Below are 17,431 nucleotides of genomic sequence, written 5' to 3'. Positions count from 1 at the left end.
TTAAAATTTCATCGCAAACGATTCCAAACGCCGTGAGTCTAAATTTATAGCGAATAAAACAGATCGCGCGCAAAGCATGCACTTTAAAATAGGCTTGCTTTGTTCCTCACATACTTATTATTTCATTTTAGATTTTTTATCGTGCACGGTGCTAAAATTTCAATAATAAATTTCACGGAATTAAATTTGATTTGTATTTTCTTGCTGCGCAGGAGCTCGTTTTAATAAACGGCGCCGCAACGCTAAATTTAAAGTCTAATTCGCAGTGTAAATTTTCGTTAGCTTGCCGCAGGTGTTACTTACGCAAACGGCAGCAAAAGTGACACCGCGTTAGCCATGCGTTATTTTACAAATTTGCGCCTCGGTAGCGGCGGCGAGGTCCTTTGGTGCGAGAGCGATCTGTTTTCCCCGCACGCCTGCGCTAACATAAATTTTCTCCTGCGTTAGCGCACTTTCATCGATGAAAGTGCGGAAGTGCTTTTTCATACCGAGCGGCGAGCAGCCGCCCCTGACGTAGCCCGTGACCTTTTGCAAATCCTTCAAATCCATCAGCTCGCAACGCTTTGCCCCGCAGATGTGCGCAAGCGCCTTGAGATCCAAATTTAGATCGCCTTGCAGGCAGGCCACGACGTATTCGTGATCCGCTGTGCAAACTATCGTTTTATAGACCCGTTCGATCGGCTCGTTCACGCTGTTTGCAACATGCACCGCGTCTAAATTTAAAGGATCCACCGCGTATTCTTTGATCTCGTAAGGGATTTTCAGACCGTCCAGTACGCGCGCGGCGTTCGTCTTTGAGCTCATTTCGCTTCCTTAAATTTAATAGCGGATTTTGTTTTCTTTCAAAAAATCGCGCAGATCTTCGTATTCACTCTGATCAAAATAGCGCCATTTACCGGGCTTTAGCGTTCCAAGCGTCATTCTACCGAATGCCGTGCGCTTAAGCTCCACGACATCCAGATCAAAATAGCCGAAAAATCTTCGCAGCTCACGGTTTTGACCTTCGTTGATGATCGCCTTTATCTTTGTATAACCGCCGCTGCTAGGCATTATGCGGTAGCCCAAAAAGGGCTTAAATTCCATCGATTTGATCTTACTCTTGGCGTGTGCGCCCTTGCTCGCATCTGCGGCAAAAAAGCCCTCGCGGATCGCCGTTACCACCTCATCTCTCACCTCGCCTTTTACCTTTAGATAGTACTCTCGCTCGATGTCGCTGTTCATCAGCGCCGTAGCGATCGCGGGCGCATCGGTCAGCAGCAAAAGCCCCTCGCTTGCAAAATCCAAACGCCCCACGCTAACAAATCTACTAAACCCCTCCGGCAAGCTATCGTAAATCGTCCGCCTGCCGCGATCGTCTTTTTTAGTAACTAACTCGCCTTTACGTTTGTTATAAACGATCATCGTAAATTCCGTCTTGGGCTTGATAAGGCGCGAGCCGATGCGGATCTTCTCCTCGCCGCTAACCTCTATAAAATCGCTAACGACGCGACCGTTAATGCTAACCTTGCCCTGCTTGATCAGCTCGTCCGCCTCACGGCGTGAGTAGGCGGTGTTATGAGAGATAAATTTATTCAGACGCATCTTTTGCATTATTTTAGCCCCAGGCTCGTTAGATCGTGAATGTGTAAGATCCCCGCAGGCGCGCCGTTTTCGACCACGGGCAGGACCTGGATTTTAAATTGCTCGATCAAATTTAGCGCGTCTATTGCGAGCATATTTTTATCGTCCAGCATTTTAGGATTTTTAGTGGCATATTTTAGCGCGCCGTCATTGATGTCAAAATCCTCTCGCATCAGTGCTCGGCGCAGATCGCCGTCGCTTAGGATCGCCTCGAGCGCGCCTTTTTCGTCCACTAACAAAACAGTGCCGAGCTTTCCGTGCGTCATAACGTCGATGGCTTGTTTTAAGCTGGCGTTATGCTTTATAACCGGTAAATTTTTACTTTGCATCACATCTTTTACTTTGACGAAAAGCCGCTTGCCGAGGCTTCCGCCCGGGTGGAAATTTGCAAAATCTTCTTTACCGAATCTGCGCTGTCTCATCAAGCAGATCGCTAACGCATCTCCTAACGCAAGTGTTAGCGTTGTAGAAACCGTAGGCGCGGCGCCTAGCGGGCAGGCCTCTTTGACGATATTTAGGCTTATGAACTCATCGCTAACCTTGCCGAGCGAGCTGTTTTTATCGCGCGCCATCGCGATGATCTTTACGCCGAAGCGTTTGAGGTGAGGTAGGATCCTAACCAGCTCCTCGCTCTCGCCGCTAAAGCTGATCGCAAGCACCATATCATCCTCGCCAATCATACCCAAATCTCCGTGCAGCGCCTCGGTAGGGTGGACGAAAAACGACGGCGTGCCGGTGCTGGCAAGCGTCGCAGCGATCTTAACGCCTATGTGGCCGCTCTTACCCACGCCGGTGACGATTACCTTGCCTTTGCAAGCTAGGATCAAGTTTACGGCTCGCTCAATTTCGCCGCCGATAAGATCCGCATGCCGCAAAAGCTCCGCTCCTTCGAGCCTTAGCACCTCTCGTGCCGTATCTAAAATTTCACTCATTCAACCTTCTTTTTAAAATTTGCCTTCATTTTGTGCCTCTTTGCGCCGCGCCTAAATTTGCGCTAGCTAAAATTTCACGCCTTTGAAATTTACACTATAAAATTCTAATCTACAAAATCGCCACGCTCCCCTGCCTGCTCGCCGCAGGCTTGTTAGACGCTCTTTAAATTTCGCTTTACGCCGAAATTTTACGCTCGCAATTTTACTCGCTGCTTTAAAATTTCGCGCTACAAGACCTGCTAATGCCGCTTTTAAATTCCAACGCTGCAAAGCCCGCTTACGTCATAAAATTCGGTACTCTACGCCCGCAACATAAAATTTCATGCACCCACGACACCGCAAAGCAAGCCTTAAATCCATAAAATTTAGCCGCGCTTACATCAAATAAATCACCGGCACGATAGTCGGATATTTTTTGATCTTTCTAAATATGTGCTTTCGCACGGCCTGGCGAATCTTGCCCTCCAGCGCCCAGTGATCTAGCAAAATTTCATCTTTTAAATTCGCTAAAAACTGCTCGATGATGCCCTGCATCTCTTTGGTAAAGTGCGCCGTCTGGTTCTCGGCGACGAGCCCGTAGGTGATGACGCGCGTCTGAATGAGCCTCTTTTCGTTTTTGTCGATCTGCGCGATGATGACCGCGACGCCGGCATCGGCTAAATTTTGGCGGTGCTTGACGATCTCATCAGAGATCTGCTTGTTGATCTGGTTGTCGATGAAGACTTTGCCCGTCTTGACGGTCTTGACGCGCTTTAGATATTTTTCGCAAACCTCCATCTGATCGCCGTCGTTCATCAGATAGATATTTTTCTCCTCGATGCCGCACTCCATCGCGGTTTCTTTGTGCTTTACGATGTGGTTGTACTCGCCGTGCACGGGTAGGAAAAATTTCGGCTTTATTAGGCGCAGCATGAGTTTTTGCTCCTCGATCGAGGCGTGCCCGCTTACGTGTATCTCGCTAAAGTCCTGATATGCGACCTTTGCGCCGCTTTTTAGCAGGTAGTTAAGCACAGTTGAGACACTGCTTTCGTTGCCGGGGATTGCTTTAGCGCTGATGATTACCTGATCGGTGGATTTGATTTTAATGTATTTGTGCTCGTCCGTCGCCATGCGGTACAGCGCGCTCATCGTCTCGCCCTGCGAGCCGGTAGTAACGATTAAAACCTCATTATCGGGGTATTTGGAGACCTGATCGGCATCGACAAAGATCTTTTTGTCTAAATTTACGTAGCCAAGCTCCATCGCGGTAAATAAATTTCGCTCCATACTTCGTCCGATGACGCAGACCTTGCGGCCGTATTTTACGCCGCGCTCGATAGCCTGATAGACGCGGTGGATGTTTGAGCTGAAGGTGCTCATTATCACGCGCCCCTTACAGCTTGAAAATATCGTATCAAAGGTCTTTCCTACTGAGCTTTCGGACTTTGTGATCCCCTCTTTGTGCGAGTTTGTACTATCGCTCATCAAAAGCATAACTCCGCGATCGCCGTAATACGCCAGGCGGTTCAGATCGGTCGGATAGCCGTCAATCGGCGTGTGGTCGATCTTAAAATCGCCCGTGTGGATGATCGTGCCTGCCTTCGTCGTGATCGCAAGCGCGCTTGCATCGATAATCGAGTGTGTTATATGGATAAACTCGACCTCAAAATCGCCGATCTGATAGAGCTGGCGCTTCTGCACTGGGCGGAAATAGCTACGCTCGGCTTTTAGGCCATGCTCTTCAAATTTATTGCTTATCATCCCCAGAGGAAGCGGCGTAGCGTAGATCGGGAATTGAAATTCTTTGAAAAAATATGGCATCGCGCCGATGTGATCCTCATGCGCGTGGGTGATAATGATGCCTTTGATCTTGTTTTTTATCTTGCGAACATAATCGAAGTCGGGGATTAAAATATCCACGCCAAGCATACTCTCCTCCGGAAAGCTCATGCCCACATCGACGATGATCGCGCTCGTGTTGGTCTCAAAAACGGTCATATTCGCGCCGATCTCGCCCAGTCCGCCAAGCGGCGTGATACGCACCGCCTCATCGCTACGATTAGCATTTTTAAGCGGATGCAGGCGCTCCTCGTGGATTAGCTTATTTTCCGCGATCGCCTCTTCCATCGCCTTCTGCCACGGCTCGTTGCCGGTAAGGCTCTTTGGCATATTGGAGCGCTTTTTGTGCTTTTTCTTTTTCTGCGAGTCCGAAGAGCTCGTATCGTCTGCGGCGCTAGGATTTGCGCCTTTTGCGCTGCTGCTATTTGATTTTGCACGACCGTCGCGGTTTAAATTTGAACCGCCCGCGCCGTTTGAATGTGCGGCGTTTGAACTGCCATTTGACGCGCCGCCCACAGAATTCGATCCGTTACGAGAGCCGTTTTTTGAACCCTTTGAACGAGCGGAATTTTGTCCGTTTTTCGCGTCTTTATTTTTGCGGGAGCCGTTTTCATGCTCGCCGCCAAATTCCGCGCCGCCTGCAGAGCCCTCACTCGCGATAGATTTTTTTAGATTTTCCTTGCGTTTTTTGTAGCGATTGCTTTTTTTGAGTCGTTCGATGCCGTTTTCATTTCTGTTTTTTTCCATCTTTTACCTTTAAGCTTTTAAAAATTTCTAAAAAAAGGGTGGAATTTAACTCGTGCGCCCGAACCGTGGGCGGAATTTTCAAATTTAAAAAGATCTCTTCGGCTAAGCCTCTATCAAATTTTGCGCTTAAATTTTTAATAAGCGTCTTTCGCGGCGCGCTGAAAGATACGCGCAAAAAGCTTTTAAATTTCTCGTATTCATCGAGATTTTGGAGCTGAGCGCAACTTTTTACGCCGAGGCTATCTGCGTTTGTCTCGGCACCGGGCTTGAAATTTTTGCCTTTTACGAGCCTGATCACCGACGAAGTTACCTTTGGCGCGGGCTCGAAGCAGCCGGGCTCAACGTCGAATAGAAGCTCGCAACCGCCCGCGAGATCCGCCAGGATCGAAAGAGCGCTAAAATCGCTCTGCCCGGCTTTGGCGCAGAATTTTAAAGCGACCTCCTTTTGGATCATCACCAAAAATCCGCTGCACAACTCATCGTCGATCGCCTGCAAAATCATCTTTGTAGCGACGTAGTAGGGCAAATTTGCGACTAAAAAATATTCGCCGCGCTCAAGACCCTGCTGCTGCCAAATCCGCAAAGCATCGCCCAAAACGAGCTCAAGCTCGCCGCTAGCGATCTGCTGCGCAAATTTAGCGCTTAAAATTTGATATAAATCCTCATCTATCTCGAAACTTTTTAATCTGTAAAATTCCAAAAGCTTGCGAGTTAAATCACCTAAGCCAGCCCCGATTTCAACGACATTTTGCATGTTCTCGGGAATCGCTTGGATGATCTTGCTTAAAACGGCTTCGTCTTTTAAAAAATTTTGCCCGAACTCTTTTTTCGCCCTAATCATCGCGAGAGTCTAGCCAAATTTTACTTATAAAGTCATTATGTTAAGTAAAATTTAGCTAAAATCATAAAAAATTTTATTCCGAAGGGCTGCTTTGAATAGATTCGCAAAACGCATAATCCCATGCCTTGACGTCAAAGACGGACGCGTGGTAAAGGGCGTAAATTTCGTAGGCCTCGTGGATGCGGGCGATCCGGTCGAGATAGCCAAGCGTTACAACGAGGAGGGCGCGGATGAGCTGTGCTTCCTCGACATTACGGCGTCGCACCTTGAGCGCGATACGATCGTGGACGTCGTAGAGCGGGTAGCGCGTGAGCTTTTTATCCCGCTGACCGTGGGCGGGGGTATCCGCACGATCGACGATATCTCGCGCCTACTAAACGTTGGCTGCGACAAAATAAGCCTCAATTCGGCCGCGATAAAAAATCCAAATTTGATAGACGAAGCGGCGAATAAATTCGGCTCGCAGTGCGTCGTCGTCGCGATCGACGCGAAACGAAATTCGAGTGAAATTTCGCGCGGCGATTTAGGCGATTTATATGGCGCGGTACGGAATTTGAACGCAAATTTACGCAATGAAGCACAGAATTTTGGAGAGACTTCACGCAGCTCGCAGGATGAAATTTTAACTGGGAACGGCGAGCCTTGCGGCTACAGCGTTTTTATAAATGGTGGCAGACTAGATACCGGCAGGGATGCGCTTGCTTGGGCGAAAGAGGCGCAGGAACGCGGCGCAGGCGAAATTTTACTCACGTCGATGGACTGCGACGGCGTTAAAAACGGCTTTGAGCTAAATTTGACGCGGATTTTTAGCGCGCTTGATATCCCTGTGATCGCAAGCGGCGGTGCGGGTAAAATAGAGCACTTCAAAGACGCATTTTTAGCGGGCGCGGACGCATGCCTGGCGGCATCGATTTTTCACTTCAGAGAAATCGAAATCAAGGCACTAAAAGCGTATTTGCGAGAACAAAATATTGAAGTGAGACTGTAAATTTAGTCAGGTTTATACCGTGGGGTTGAAACTTAGCTGTCAAAGCGGCTAAACAATTAATTTTATTTCAGCCCTTCGTTATCTTGCAAGTTTTTTGACAAGTATTATTTTGCTTAGGTAAAATTTATTCGTTTTAGCTAAATCATAAGCTTTTTTTAAATACTTTTCCATCTTCTACCCGCCACCTGCGCTGCTACCATTATGGAGGATAAGGGTATAGCTCTCATAGATATTTACTCGATTTATTTTAATTTCATCTAATACTTTACGGCGAAAAAATTTCAAAATTTAGCTTTAAATTTATCGTCATTTTGCTATGATTAGTGAAAAATAATGAAAGCGTGAATGCGTAAATGATAATCTCTGCCGGACGAAATGAAATTTTTGATTTTGCCCTGCCTATGGGTGTAGGGCTAGTGGATATGAGTATAAATTTGACTAAATTTTTATGCGAAAATAGGCAAAGCTTGCCGAGTGAAATCATTTTCGTGGGTTCTGCAGGGCTATATAAAGAAGGTAAAATTCTAAAAATTTATGAAAGCAGATCGGCTGTAAACTACGAGGTATCGGCGCTTTATGGGCTTTCATACTCTCCGATTAACTATGAAATTATAGCTAGGGATTCTGCCGATGTTTCATATGAAACAATAACTAATAGCTCAAATTTTATCACGACCGATAAAAAATCCGCACTAAAATTCTTTGAGCGAGGTTATTTTTTAGAAAATATGGAATTTTTTGCGGTTCTCAAGGTAGCACAAAAATTTCAAATTCCCGCTTACGGAATTTTTTGTGCGACGAATTTCTGCGATCCAAATGCTCACACGGATTTTTTAAAAAATCACGCCGCTGCAAAAGAAAATTTAACTAAATATCTAAAAACTAAGGCATTAATTTGAAAAATATCTTTGATTTTACGATGAAAGAGCTTGAAAATTTCATCGAACCAAAATTTAGAGCCAAGCAAATTTACGAATGGATTTACAAAAAGAATGTGGATGACTTTGCACAAATGCTAAATCTACCAAAAGAGATCCGTCAAAGTTTAGCTCAAAATTTTTATTTAGATCCGCTTGAATGCGTCAGATCCGAAACAAGTAGCGATGGCAGTATCAAATATCTTTTCGCTCTCAAAGACGGCAAGACGATAGAAAGTGTCCTGCTACCGATGAAGGATGAGCTGCGAGATGAAAACGAAAAAATTATAAGACACGCGCGCTACTCAATCTGCGTAAGTTCGCAAGTGGGTTGCAAAATTGGCTGCAGCTTCTGCTTGACAGCAAAAGGTGGCTTCGTACGGAATTTAACTCCAGGCGAAATCGTGGCTCAAATTTGGCTCATCAAGAAAATGAACGCGATCCCGTACGAGCGCCGCGTCAATGTCGTATATATGGGGATGGGCGAACCGCTTAATAACCTAGACAACGTTGCCAAAGCCGTGCAAATTTTAAAAGAAAATGACGGACTCGCAATAGCGCCGCGTCGCCAAACGATAAGTACAAGCGGACTTTCTACGCAGATAAAAAAGCTTGGCGAAATGGATCTTGGCGTACTACTCGCGATCTCACTGCATGCAGTGGATGACGAACTGCGTGAAAAACTAATGCCGATAAATCGTGCCTACAATATTGCATCGATCATGCAGGCGGTGCGCGAGTTCCCAATCGATCTGCGAAAGCGGGTGATGTTTGAATATCTAATGATCGATGGGATAAATGACCGCTCAAGCGATGCCAAAACGCTAGTGAAGCTTCTGCACGGCATTCGCGCAAAAGTAAATCTGATCTATTTTAATCCGCACGAAGGCTCAAGCTTTGGCAGACCAAGCCCTGAAAATATGGTGAAATTCCAGGACTATCTATGCGCGCACGGCATAACATGTACGATCCGCCAGAGCAAGGGGCTAGATATCAGTGCAGCGTGCGGACAGCTCAAACAAAGAAACGAGCAAGGTAAAATTCCGGCTCAAAGTGGTATCAGTGCCGATAAAATTTCGAACAAGTAGAGGAAAAATTCGGCGATTATTTTCAGACCGTAAGGCAGATCGGCAAAAAAATTATAAAGGAGTAGCAATGGACGCGCAAAAAATAATGGATGAGATCGGCGTCTTCTTAGACAGATCGCTGCTTAAAAAATCCTAGATTACAAAAGCGGAAATTGTCCGCTTTATCGAGGCAAAATGGGCAGAGGCGGACGATGAGAAATACCGCGTCTACGCCTCATACATCTACGCGGCGCGCATGGTGAATGAGAACAAATGGGCGGACGACGCCCCAAATATGCTGCGCTGGCTAGACGAGATGGACAAGCACGCCAGAAGCAATGAAAATCCGCCCTACGTGAGCGATTATTACAAGGGCGAATGCTGCTTGGAGTGCGGCGCAGAGCAGGAGGCGCTTAAATTTTTGCGCAAAAGTTACGAAGCAAATGAGGAGTATCTTTTCACCCGCAGCCCAAAGGTCGCGGAGTTTTTTAATGCGCATCTTGCAGAACCTAAAATTTTATCCAAATTTGAAGATGAGGGATACGAGGACTTTAGTTCCTCGCTGCGACTGGAGTATTTCGGCAAAGCTTTAGAGCAAGAGGGCGAGTTTCGCTGCACCTTTTTAGATGAAGATAGCTAAGAGACGGGCGAGCCTAGCCAGGCACAATCGGACGCGTAGAATTTCTAAAGCAAAATCAGGAAGAATTTTTAACAGACATCTTAGCTGAAATTTTAAAAAACTACCCAAAATGGCAGGAGATCTACGACTATCCGAGTGAGACGAAAAGCGATTTCATGCCAGGTATCAGCACGCCACAGGAGCTTAGCGAACTATTGGAGCTGTAAAATATCTATATCCTAGACGACGCAAAATCGGCTTTGAGTTTAGCTACTCGTGGGACATGGAGCACGGCCTAGGCGTGATGGCGCGCAAAGGCGAGGTCATTAATATCGGCGAAGCGGAAGTAGCGTTTATGGCTATTTGAATAAAATAAACCAAATTTTAAAGCACAAAACAAATTTTTATAGTTACTTTTAGGCTAAATTTTACGCATTTTTTTATCACTTTTACCATATGCAAATACAAGAAGCCAAAATAATAAAAATTAACTGCCGCGTCTTAATCTTACACACATCTTACCGATCAAATTTCGCACTAATTTGCAATTACGATTGTATAAATGAATGGGTGTAGAATTTTATCGATACAACGATGAATATCGCATTTCTTCTCTCGCTTTGACATTTATAAAGTTTCTCTCATATTGGTTATATATTGCTATCCGGATTTTAAATTTACGTACCATTAAACTCGCGATTATGCCAAAACAAACACTGAAATCATCCATAAATTCCTTCTAATCCACCCTTAGCATTTCGAATTTTCATAGAAATTAACAATTACAATCCAAGTCTCATGCCAATATCTTGCGATATTTCTATTGTTTGTTTTTGTTCTATGCTACGATCTATGCCCAAACCAAGTGCCCTCTTGCAATATTCCCCAAAAGAAGCAACTACCGTTTTACTTCCCGTGCTTGCTATCAATGCCGAGCTTTCTAAATTAACAGAGCTTCCCGCCCCGCCCTTTTGCTTAAATAGAAAATTAGCGTATTCGTCAAATTCTCTTTTAAATATTCCATGTTCTTGATTGTATTTTTTAAAAGAATCAACATCGGGTTTAAAATCTTTTATACTACCACCTAACTTATCTTGAAGCATCCAATATTTATGCGCTCTAAGCTCAAATTTATCGTCATCTTCGCTACCGAAAATAAATATATGAAACCCACCGTCTAGCCAAGCTGAATTATATGCTTTTATAGCCTTAGCACTTTGTCCCCAATCTGCATATTTCTTCTTTTCTGAGGATAAATTCTCGAATGCCCTTTTAAACTCTATAAGTAAAAACTTCCCATTGTTGTGTGTTAAGGCATCACCTATTTTTTCTACATCACCATCAAGTGGAGCTATGTCGATGTCCAACAAGCACTGCTTTACAAAATAATACTCTACTGTTTTTTCCCACCACAACATTTTCATCCTTTATTCAAAATTACTAATATTCTAATTATGAATTATAGCCATCGCAAAATAAAATCGTCTTAAAATTTTCAAATAACTACAGATGAGAAATTAATAAATTAATGCCATTGTAAGCACAAAATTTTATAAAAACCAGCAAAAGCAAAATCCTGATCATAAAAATAATCGTCGCCGCTTTAAAATTTTATTGAGTTGCTTGAATTTTACCGATTTTCGCGAGATTATAAAACTCTCTTGCGGCGTCAAATTCGCTTTTTATCTCGTATCGTTCGCCGCCTAGTTCAAAGCAAATCGCATTCGCGTGTAGCAACAATCTCGGCGCTCCCGTCGTTCTGATCCGCTCTGTCTCATCCATCTTTTTATCCAATATCCGCTCCGCTTGCTCGCGCGAAAGCCCATACAGCGGCTCTCCCAATATCGGCGCACCCGCGGCAAATAGATGCAGCCTGATCTGATGCTGCCTACCCGTCAGCGGATAGCACTCGATCAGGCTAGCGTCTATGTCCGAGAAATATCGCAGCGGGCGTATCAGCGTGATCGCCTCCTTACCGTCGCGCGATATTTTCATACGAATTTTAAGATCGGCAAACTCGTCGCTAGGAGCGATCGGAGCATCAATCACAAACCCCTCAAAATCCTTTAAAAATTTCAGTTTCTCGCTAAATTTTGCGTATTTTGCAGGCTCAAATTTTTTCAAATTTGTACAGCCCTTAGAAGTAGCTGGCAAAGATTTAGCCACAGATAAGGCGCAAGGTTTATGTCCGTTATCCGCGCTACTCATCGCGATAGTGGGTTTAAGCTTATCGCTCACGCCGTAGGATAAAGCATCAAATTCAGATCCGCTGCCAACATCGCCAGCAAGAGCGCCAGATTCAAATTTAGCTTGCATGCCGTCAGATAGAGCATCGCACCATAATCTCCTACTCGCACTATTAGACAAGATATTAAATCCAAATTTATTGCCTACTCCTTTTAGAGCTAGTGTATCGCGCAGATCCGATACGCTACTTGGCAAACTCACAGCATCGCCCGCAAATTTTGATCCGCAAATTTCATCAAAGTCTAGCGCATAGCAATTCTCTATCTCGCCATTGCAAGCAGCACTTTGCAAATCCCCTCGTACGAGCGCTAGATAGCTTTTCATCACCCTACGCTGTTCGAAGCACTCTTTAAGCTCGCGTGCCGCGTCTTTATCCTTAGCGACGATAAGAATTCCGCTGGTTTCTAAATCAAGCCTGTGCGCCACGCACGCGTCCTGCCCGTATAGCGACCAGATCTCGTCGTACATATTGTAGGGGGAGTTTCTGCCGCTGGGGTGGCTTAGGATGCCGCTCGGCTTATCGAATGCCGCGAACTCGTCGCACTCAAAAATCGGCTTCAGTCCGCGCGGCTCGCATTTATAATCGATCAAAAAAATTTCTCCGTGCGCGACGGAGTTTTTATGCAAATTTTGATCCTCTGCATCGGTTACGCGATGCTTGTCACAGATGCGCTGCGCGGATTTCATATCGTATCCGAGGCTAAGCAGAATTTCGTAAATTTTACGCCCCTCAAAGCTTCCCAGGCTTCTTTTCTCATAACCCATATTAAACTTTCAGCCCTATTTTTATATAATTTTTGCCATCATTATACAAGAAATTCTAACCGAAAGGCTACTAAAATGGTCGAAAGATACGCAAGAAAAGAGATGTCTGAAAAATGGAGCTTGCAAGCCAAATACGACGCGTGGCTAAAAGTCGAGCTCGCAGCAGTTAAGGCGTGGAATAAACTAGGTTTAATAAGTGACTGCGATAAAGATAAAATTCTACAAAACGCAAGCTTTAGGATCGAGCGGATAGATGAGATCGAAAAGACCACCAAGCACGACGTGATTGCATTTCTAACGAGCGTGAGTGAGAGTCTTGGGCAGGAGAGCCGCTTCGTGCATTACGGCATGACTAGCAGCGATTGCATCGATACCGCCGTCGCGCTACAAATCAAAGAAAGCATGGAGCTTATCATTGAGGATGTGCAAAATTTAAAAGCCGCGATAAAATCTCAAGCCATGAAGCATAAAATGACACTGATGGTCGGGCGCAGCCACGGTATCCACGGCGAGCCGATCACTTTCGGACTCGTGCTTGCGGTCTGGTATGATGAGATAAATCGCGCGCTAGAGCTTTTGCAACACGCAAAAAGCGTTATCAGCTACGGCAAAATAAGCGGTGCGATGGGGAATTTCGCCCACGCTCCACTAGAGCTGGAAGAGCTAGTGTGCGAATATCTGGGGCTAAAGCCCGCTCCCGCATCCAATCAAGTCATCCAGCGCGATCGCTACGCGCAGGTAATGAGCGCACTTGCAATCCTGGCTTCCAGCTGCGAAAAGATCGCTATCGCAATCCGCCACTATCAACGCACCGAGGTTTATGAGGCAGAGGAATTTTTTAGCCCAGGTCAAAAGGGCAGCTCTGCGATGCCACACAAACGAAATCCCGTACTTAGCGAAAACGTAACGGGACTATGTCGTATGATCCGTAGCTTCGCAATACCCGCGATGGAGGATGTAGCGCTATGGCACGAACGCGACATCAGCCATAGCTCGGTCGAGCGATTTATCCTCCCTGATGGCTTTATAACTGCTGATTTTATGCTAAATCGCTTGACAAGCTTGATCGAAAAACTGCTCGTATATCCTGAAAATATGATGAGAAATCTAAATTTAACCGGTGGGCTCGTGTTTTCGCAGCGCGTGCTGCTAGAACTGCCTAAACGAGGAGTTAGCAGAGAGGATGCCTATAAGATCGTACAGCGTAATGCGATGAAGGTCTGGGCGGATCTGCAAGAGGGCAAAAAAGCTATAGATGAGCAAGGGCATAGCCTATTTTTACAAAATCTGCTCGCAGATACAAAGCTACGAGAAAAACTAAGCGAAAGCGAGATCAAAGAGTGCTTTGACTACGGATATTACACTAAAAATGTGGACGCGATTTTCGCTAGGGTTTTTGGCAAATAGCAGACACGCGGCTTGCTATTTTAAAGCTCCGAGCAAGCCTATAAAATATAGCGAGGCGGCTAGAAATTTATGTTTGCGCCGAAGTACTTTAAAAACAGCGATTGAAATTTTAAAATTTTGATAAAGATAAAATTTTAGTAAAAGCGTAGCGCTTGTGGATAAATCTGGTATCTAAATCCGTAAGAACAAGCGCCACTGCTTTTACCATGAATCTATAAAGGCAAAATTCTACGCTTGCGGCTAACATCAAAATCGTAAAATTTAATGCTTTAAAACGGTAAAATTCTTAGGTGTAGTAGTTTTAGAATTTTACCGCAAAATTTAAGTGCTAATCTCGAAGATGTAAATGCGAGATTTCCATAAAGCAAAATAGCATTTCTGTGTCGTACTCGAACCAGGAGTCGTGAGATATCCGAAACAATTATGAAACAAATTTAAAGTGGCAAATGGAGACATTGATAAAATTCCGCTTTTTCAACTTGAGATTTTAACGATTCTTAGAAAAAAGCGGATTGAGTAAAATTTCATAAATTCCATAAATTTAAGCGCTTAACAGATAGCACTAAAAATAGGAAATTAAGCTTGCGTAATGATATTTTTAAAAATTTTAAAATTTTATACGCGTAAGCAGATAAAATTTGACGTCTAGTACCGGCAGCACCCTTGATTATCATATAATTACATCTGAATTGCTAGCAAATCTCAGATTAAACAATTCTGCGATTTGACATCTAATAATTATTTGGAATTTAAAACGGATGGAGCGGGAGTTCGTTCGCTCCATCCTGCGCTAGCACATTAGAATTTTTAGAATTTAAAATTGTATCCTAAATATAGTCCATGATTGGTCTCGTAGGCTTTATCTATATCCTCTCCGAGCTTACTAGCCTTGTATCTCGTGTAGTCCGCCTTGTAGCCAAACTCGATCTCGTTATGCTCATCAAAGCTATATAGCCCACCCAGTCTTGCACCGATGACCCAGCCAGGCAGAGTCTTTGAAAGCGAATCGCTGCTTCCGTCAGATTCGTCATACGAATAAATTTTATATTTCAAAAATGAAACTCCTGTATATGCGCCCGTTACGAGTTTAAAGCCATTCGTAATCTCAGGCGTAAAATCCCCGCCTACGAGCAAGCTGTGCTTATTCCACTCGTGTTTAAATATGATGTCCTCGTCAGTGCCAGTTTTCGAAGCTTTGAAATCATACAAGTACTCGCCGTACGCCCTAGCTATACCAAAATCATAGCCGCCTTTAAAGCCGAGCGCAGCCTGCCCCTTATTATCTTTATTCGTGCCAGAATCGTCCTCGTCAGACCATTTAGTAGTGATGCTGGATTTAAAAGAATAATCTCCCTCGATACCTAAAAATATCCCCTCGCCAAAGCTTGAACTCACGCATACCGCAGCGGCAAACGCCGCGATTAAAATTTTGTTTTTCACATTTTCTCCTTATAATTTATAATTTCGGGCTTTCCGCCGCCGCTTTGCCATTTTACCGCTTGCTATCTTTGAGCGTCTTCCGCCAAGCTCCCTCATAAGCACGTTTAAAATTTGCTGATTATAATATCCTTTTTTTGAAATTTCGATGAATTTCGCGACAAGACTTGGAATTTTATCTCACTCGCCTTGGATAAAATTTTATCTCGTTTGCTAAGGACAGAATTCTATCTCGATTGCCAGCACAGAATTCGACGAAATTCTACGCCGCCTCCCTTGAGCAGTTAGCAAATTTAAATGCCGGGTGTCATTAAAAAATAATCTGTGATGAAATTTAAAGCGCTTACTTAGTTGTTCGTTTTTATGTATAATTTAAAATTTACACACGAGATAAGTGCCGTGTTACCGATAGTAACTGCACTTTTAAAAATTTAAGACGATTTGATTTGGAATTTATAAAATTCCCGCCTCATTTTTGTATCATAAGCCAAATCCAAAAAAGGAGTATTTATGGAAGAACACAAAGTGGAGTTACGCAACTCCCGCTTGCAAGGACCACTGGACTCAGACGTAGACGAGCTGGGTTTAGACAGGCTCACCGACACCGTGCCGTTTCCTAAGCGTGGTGTCATCATTATGGCGATTGCCGCTGCTGTGGGCTTTGCGCTATATGCCGCGTTACCATTTGAGCCCAATGTTAAAAAAGGCCTTGCACTGCTTGCTTTTATCGCGATTATGTGGCTTACAGAGGCCGTGCATATCACGGTAACCGCGCTTATGGTGCCGGTGCTTGCGGTAGCTATCGGACTTGGTAAATTCGCTAAAGATGGCACTTTCACAGCTGCCACCATCAAAAGCACGCTTGCAAATTTTGCAAACCCTACGATCTTTACCTTTTTCGGCGGCTTCGCGCTGGCAACGGCTCTGCATATGCAAAAGCTCGATAAAAAGATCGCGATGTGGCTAATCGCCCGCGCAGGCGGTCGCTTAGGTGTGGCTGCGATTTTAATCTGCCTTGCTACGGCAATCCTTTCGATGTGGGTTTCAAACACCGCAACTGCTGCGATGATGCTTCCGATCGCGCTTGGAATTTGCGCTAACATGGACGAGAGCAAAGATCGCGGCACGCTCGTGTTTTTGCTTTTGGGTATCGCGTATTCTGCAAGCATCGGAGGTCTGGGCACGCTCGTGGGATCTCCGCCAAATTTAATCGTGGCTCAAGCCTTGCACTACAGCTTCGCGGACTGGATGAAGGTAGGTTTGCCGCTAATGTGCGTGATGCTACCGATAATGCTTGTGGTGCTTTATATAATTTTCAAGCCGAATTTAAGCCATAAAATAGAGATGGATCTGGAACATATCCCTTGGACGCGCGAGCGCATTATTACGATCGTCGTATTTGCTCTAACAGCGCTTGGCTGGATATTTTCAAAGCAAATTTCAGCCCTTGTGGGCTTTAAGGTGGACGATGCTTACGTCGCCATCTGCTCGGCAGTCGTAATCGTCATACTAGGACTTGCTAAATGGCACGACATCGCCGAAAACACCGAGTGGGGCGTGCTGTTGCTTTTCGGCGGCGGACTTACGCTAAGTGCGGTTTTAGGCGATTCCGGAGCTTCTAAGGTGCTTGGCGATCTAGTCGCGCACACTTTCGGTGGAGCGCCTACTTACATCGTACTTTTGGTAACGGCAGTTTTTATCATCTGCCTTACGGAATTTACCAGCAATACCGCCTCCGCTGCACTTTTAGTACCAGTATTTGCGGGAGTAGCGGCTCAAATGGGGCTACCGAAAGAAACTCTTACGATCATCATAGGCGTAGGCGCGAGCTGCGCTTTCGTAATGCCGGTAGCGACGCCGCCGAATGCTTTGGTTTTTGGAACGGGACGCATTCGCCAGGCGGAAATGGTGCGGAGTGGCGGAATTTTAGCAGTGGTTTCCGCGATTTTAGTTTCCGGCTACGCGTATATTTTTTACTCGTAAAATTCCGTCAAAATTCTATAGTCCGGGTATCTGCTCGGACTAA

At 45.0% G+C, this 17,431-nt stretch carries 14 protein-coding genes; 6 read left to right on the top strand and 8 right to left on the bottom strand.

Annotated elements, in window-relative coordinates:
- Positions 1-330: 330 nt before the first annotated feature.
- The 5 genes from ybaK to rsmA form a co-directional block, all read right to left on the bottom strand.
- Positions 331-804, bottom strand: coding sequence for a Cys-tRNA(Pro) deacylase (ybaK, locus tag Q0620_RS03755; protein WP_298783272.1), 474 nt, complete (start codon positions 802-804; stop codon positions 331-333).
- Positions 805-819: 15 nt separating this feature from the next.
- A complete protein-coding gene (locus Q0620_RS03750) occupies positions 820-1,581 on the bottom strand; it encodes a pseudouridine synthase (protein ID WP_298783273.1) in 762 nt (253 codons plus the stop codon).
- Between the two features lie 8 nt (positions 1,582-1,589).
- Positions 1,590-2,552: a KpsF/GutQ family sugar-phosphate isomerase gene (locus Q0620_RS03745; RefSeq protein WP_298783271.1), complete on the bottom strand. Its 963-nt coding sequence runs from the start codon at positions 2,550-2,552 to the stop codon at positions 1,590-1,592.
- A gap of 375 nt (positions 2,553-2,927) precedes the next feature.
- Entirely contained in the window at positions 2,928-5,117 is a 2,190-nt protein-coding gene (locus Q0620_RS03740; RefSeq protein WP_298783270.1) for an RNase J family beta-CASP ribonuclease, read from the bottom strand.
- Positions 5,098-5,958, bottom strand: coding sequence for a 16S rRNA (adenine(1518)-N(6)/adenine(1519)-N(6))-dimethyltransferase RsmA (gene rsmA, locus Q0620_RS03735; protein ID WP_298783269.1), 861 nt, complete (start codon positions 5,956-5,958; stop codon positions 5,098-5,100). The genes Q0620_RS03740 and rsmA overlap by 20 nt, the downstream gene beginning before the upstream one ends.
- A 91-nt stretch (positions 5,959-6,049) precedes the next feature.
- Here rsmA and hisF point away from each other — a divergent pair, with 91 nt between their 5' ends.
- The 4 genes from hisF (at position 6,050) to Q0620_RS03715 (ending at position 9,570) form a co-directional block, all read left to right on the top strand.
- The gene (gene hisF / locus Q0620_RS03730) at positions 6,050-6,946 is read left to right on the top strand and encodes an imidazole glycerol phosphate synthase subunit HisF (RefSeq protein ID WP_298783268.1); all 897 of its coding nucleotides are present in this window, start codon (positions 6,050-6,052) and stop codon (positions 6,944-6,946) included.
- Positions 6,947-7,299: 353 nt separating this feature from the next.
- The gene (locus tag Q0620_RS03725; RefSeq protein ID WP_298783267.1) at positions 7,300-7,845 is read left to right on the top strand and encodes a purine-nucleoside phosphorylase; all 546 of its coding nucleotides are present in this window, start codon (positions 7,300-7,302) and stop codon (positions 7,843-7,845) included.
- The gene (gene rlmN / locus Q0620_RS03720; protein ID WP_298783265.1) at positions 7,842-8,951 is read left to right on the top strand and encodes a 23S rRNA (adenine(2503)-C(2))-methyltransferase RlmN; all 1,110 of its coding nucleotides are present in this window, start codon (positions 7,842-7,844) and stop codon (positions 8,949-8,951) included. The genes Q0620_RS03725 and rlmN overlap by 4 nt, the downstream gene beginning before the upstream one ends.
- A 238-nt stretch (positions 8,952-9,189) precedes the next feature.
- Positions 9,190-9,570 carry a hypothetical protein gene (locus tag Q0620_RS03715; RefSeq protein ID WP_298783264.1) on the top strand — a complete coding sequence of 127 codons (381 nt, stop codon included), beginning with the start codon at positions 9,190-9,192 and terminating at the stop codon, positions 9,568-9,570.
- Between the two features lie 761 nt (positions 9,571-10,331).
- Here the strand turns inward: Q0620_RS03715 and Q0620_RS03710 are convergent.
- Positions 10,332-10,916: a hypothetical protein gene (locus Q0620_RS03710; RefSeq protein WP_298783263.1), complete on the bottom strand. Its 585-nt coding sequence runs from the start codon at positions 10,914-10,916 to the stop codon at positions 10,332-10,334.
- Between the two features lie 244 nt (positions 10,917-11,160).
- Positions 11,161-12,561 (bottom strand): RluA family pseudouridine synthase, encoded by a 1,401-nt coding sequence (locus tag Q0620_RS03705; RefSeq protein WP_298783262.1) that lies wholly within the window; start codon positions 12,559-12,561, stop codon positions 11,161-11,163.
- Positions 12,562-12,636: 75 nt separating this feature from the next.
- Between Q0620_RS03705 and purB the strand changes: the two genes are divergently transcribed.
- Positions 12,637-13,968: an adenylosuccinate lyase gene (purB, locus tag Q0620_RS03700; RefSeq protein WP_297882648.1), complete on the top strand. Its 1,332-nt coding sequence runs from the start codon at positions 12,637-12,639 to the stop codon at positions 13,966-13,968.
- 807 nt (positions 13,969-14,775) lie between these two features.
- Here purB and Q0620_RS03695 read toward each other — a convergent pair.
- The gene (locus Q0620_RS03695) at positions 14,776-15,408 is read right to left on the bottom strand and encodes a hypothetical protein (protein ID WP_298783261.1); all 633 of its coding nucleotides are present in this window, start codon (positions 15,406-15,408) and stop codon (positions 14,776-14,778) included.
- Positions 15,409-16,041: 633 nt separating this feature from the next.
- On the opposite strand from Q0620_RS03695, the gene Q0620_RS03690 reads away from it, so the two are divergent.
- Positions 16,042-17,388, top strand: coding sequence for a DASS family sodium-coupled anion symporter (locus Q0620_RS03690; RefSeq protein ID WP_297897219.1), 1,347 nt, complete (start codon positions 16,042-16,044; stop codon positions 17,386-17,388).
- Positions 17,389-17,431: the final 43 nt, after the last annotated feature.

It is taken from the genome of uncultured Campylobacter sp., assembly GCF_938017615.1.
In the GTDB taxonomy this organism is placed as follows: Bacteria; Campylobacterota; Campylobacteria; order Campylobacterales; family Campylobacteraceae; genus Campylobacter_B.
The sequence above is the reverse complement of the archived record's forward strand: the minus strand, read 5'-3'. Positions and strand labels throughout refer to the sequence as shown.

What these genes read in the sequence shown, in the direction of transcription:
- ybaK (WP_298783272.1), bottom strand. Translation starts at nt 804, where the DNA reads ATGAGCTCAAAGACGAACGCCGCGCGCGTACTGGACGGTCTGAAAATC.
- Q0620_RS03750 (WP_298783273.1), bottom strand. Translation starts at nt 1,581, where the DNA reads ATGCGTCTGAATAAATTTATCTCTCATAACACCGCCTACTCACGCCGT.
- Q0620_RS03745 (WP_298783271.1), bottom strand. Translation starts at nt 2,552, where the DNA reads ATGAGTGAAATTTTAGATACGGCACGAGAGGTGCTAAGGCTCGAAGGA.
- Q0620_RS03740 (WP_298783270.1), bottom strand. Translation starts at nt 5,117, where the DNA reads ATGGAAAAAAACAGAAATGAAAACGGCATCGAACGACTCAAAAAAAGC.
- rsmA (WP_298783269.1), bottom strand. Translation starts at nt 5,958, where the DNA reads ATGATTAGGGCGAAAAAAGAGTTCGGGCAAAATTTTTTAAAAGACGAA.
- Q0620_RS03725 (WP_298783267.1), top strand. Translation starts at nt 7,300, where the DNA reads ATGATAATCTCTGCCGGACGAAATGAAATTTTTGATTTTGCCCTGCCT.
- Q0620_RS03705 (WP_298783262.1), bottom strand. Translation starts at nt 12,561, where the DNA reads ATGGGTTATGAGAAAAGAAGCCTGGGAAGCTTTGAGGGGCGTAAAATT.
- purB (WP_297882648.1), top strand. Translation starts at nt 12,637, where the DNA reads ATGGTCGAAAGATACGCAAGAAAAGAGATGTCTGAAAAATGGAGCTTG.
- Q0620_RS03690 (WP_297897219.1), top strand. Translation starts at nt 16,042, where the DNA reads ATGGCGATTGCCGCTGCTGTGGGCTTTGCGCTATATGCCGCGTTACCA.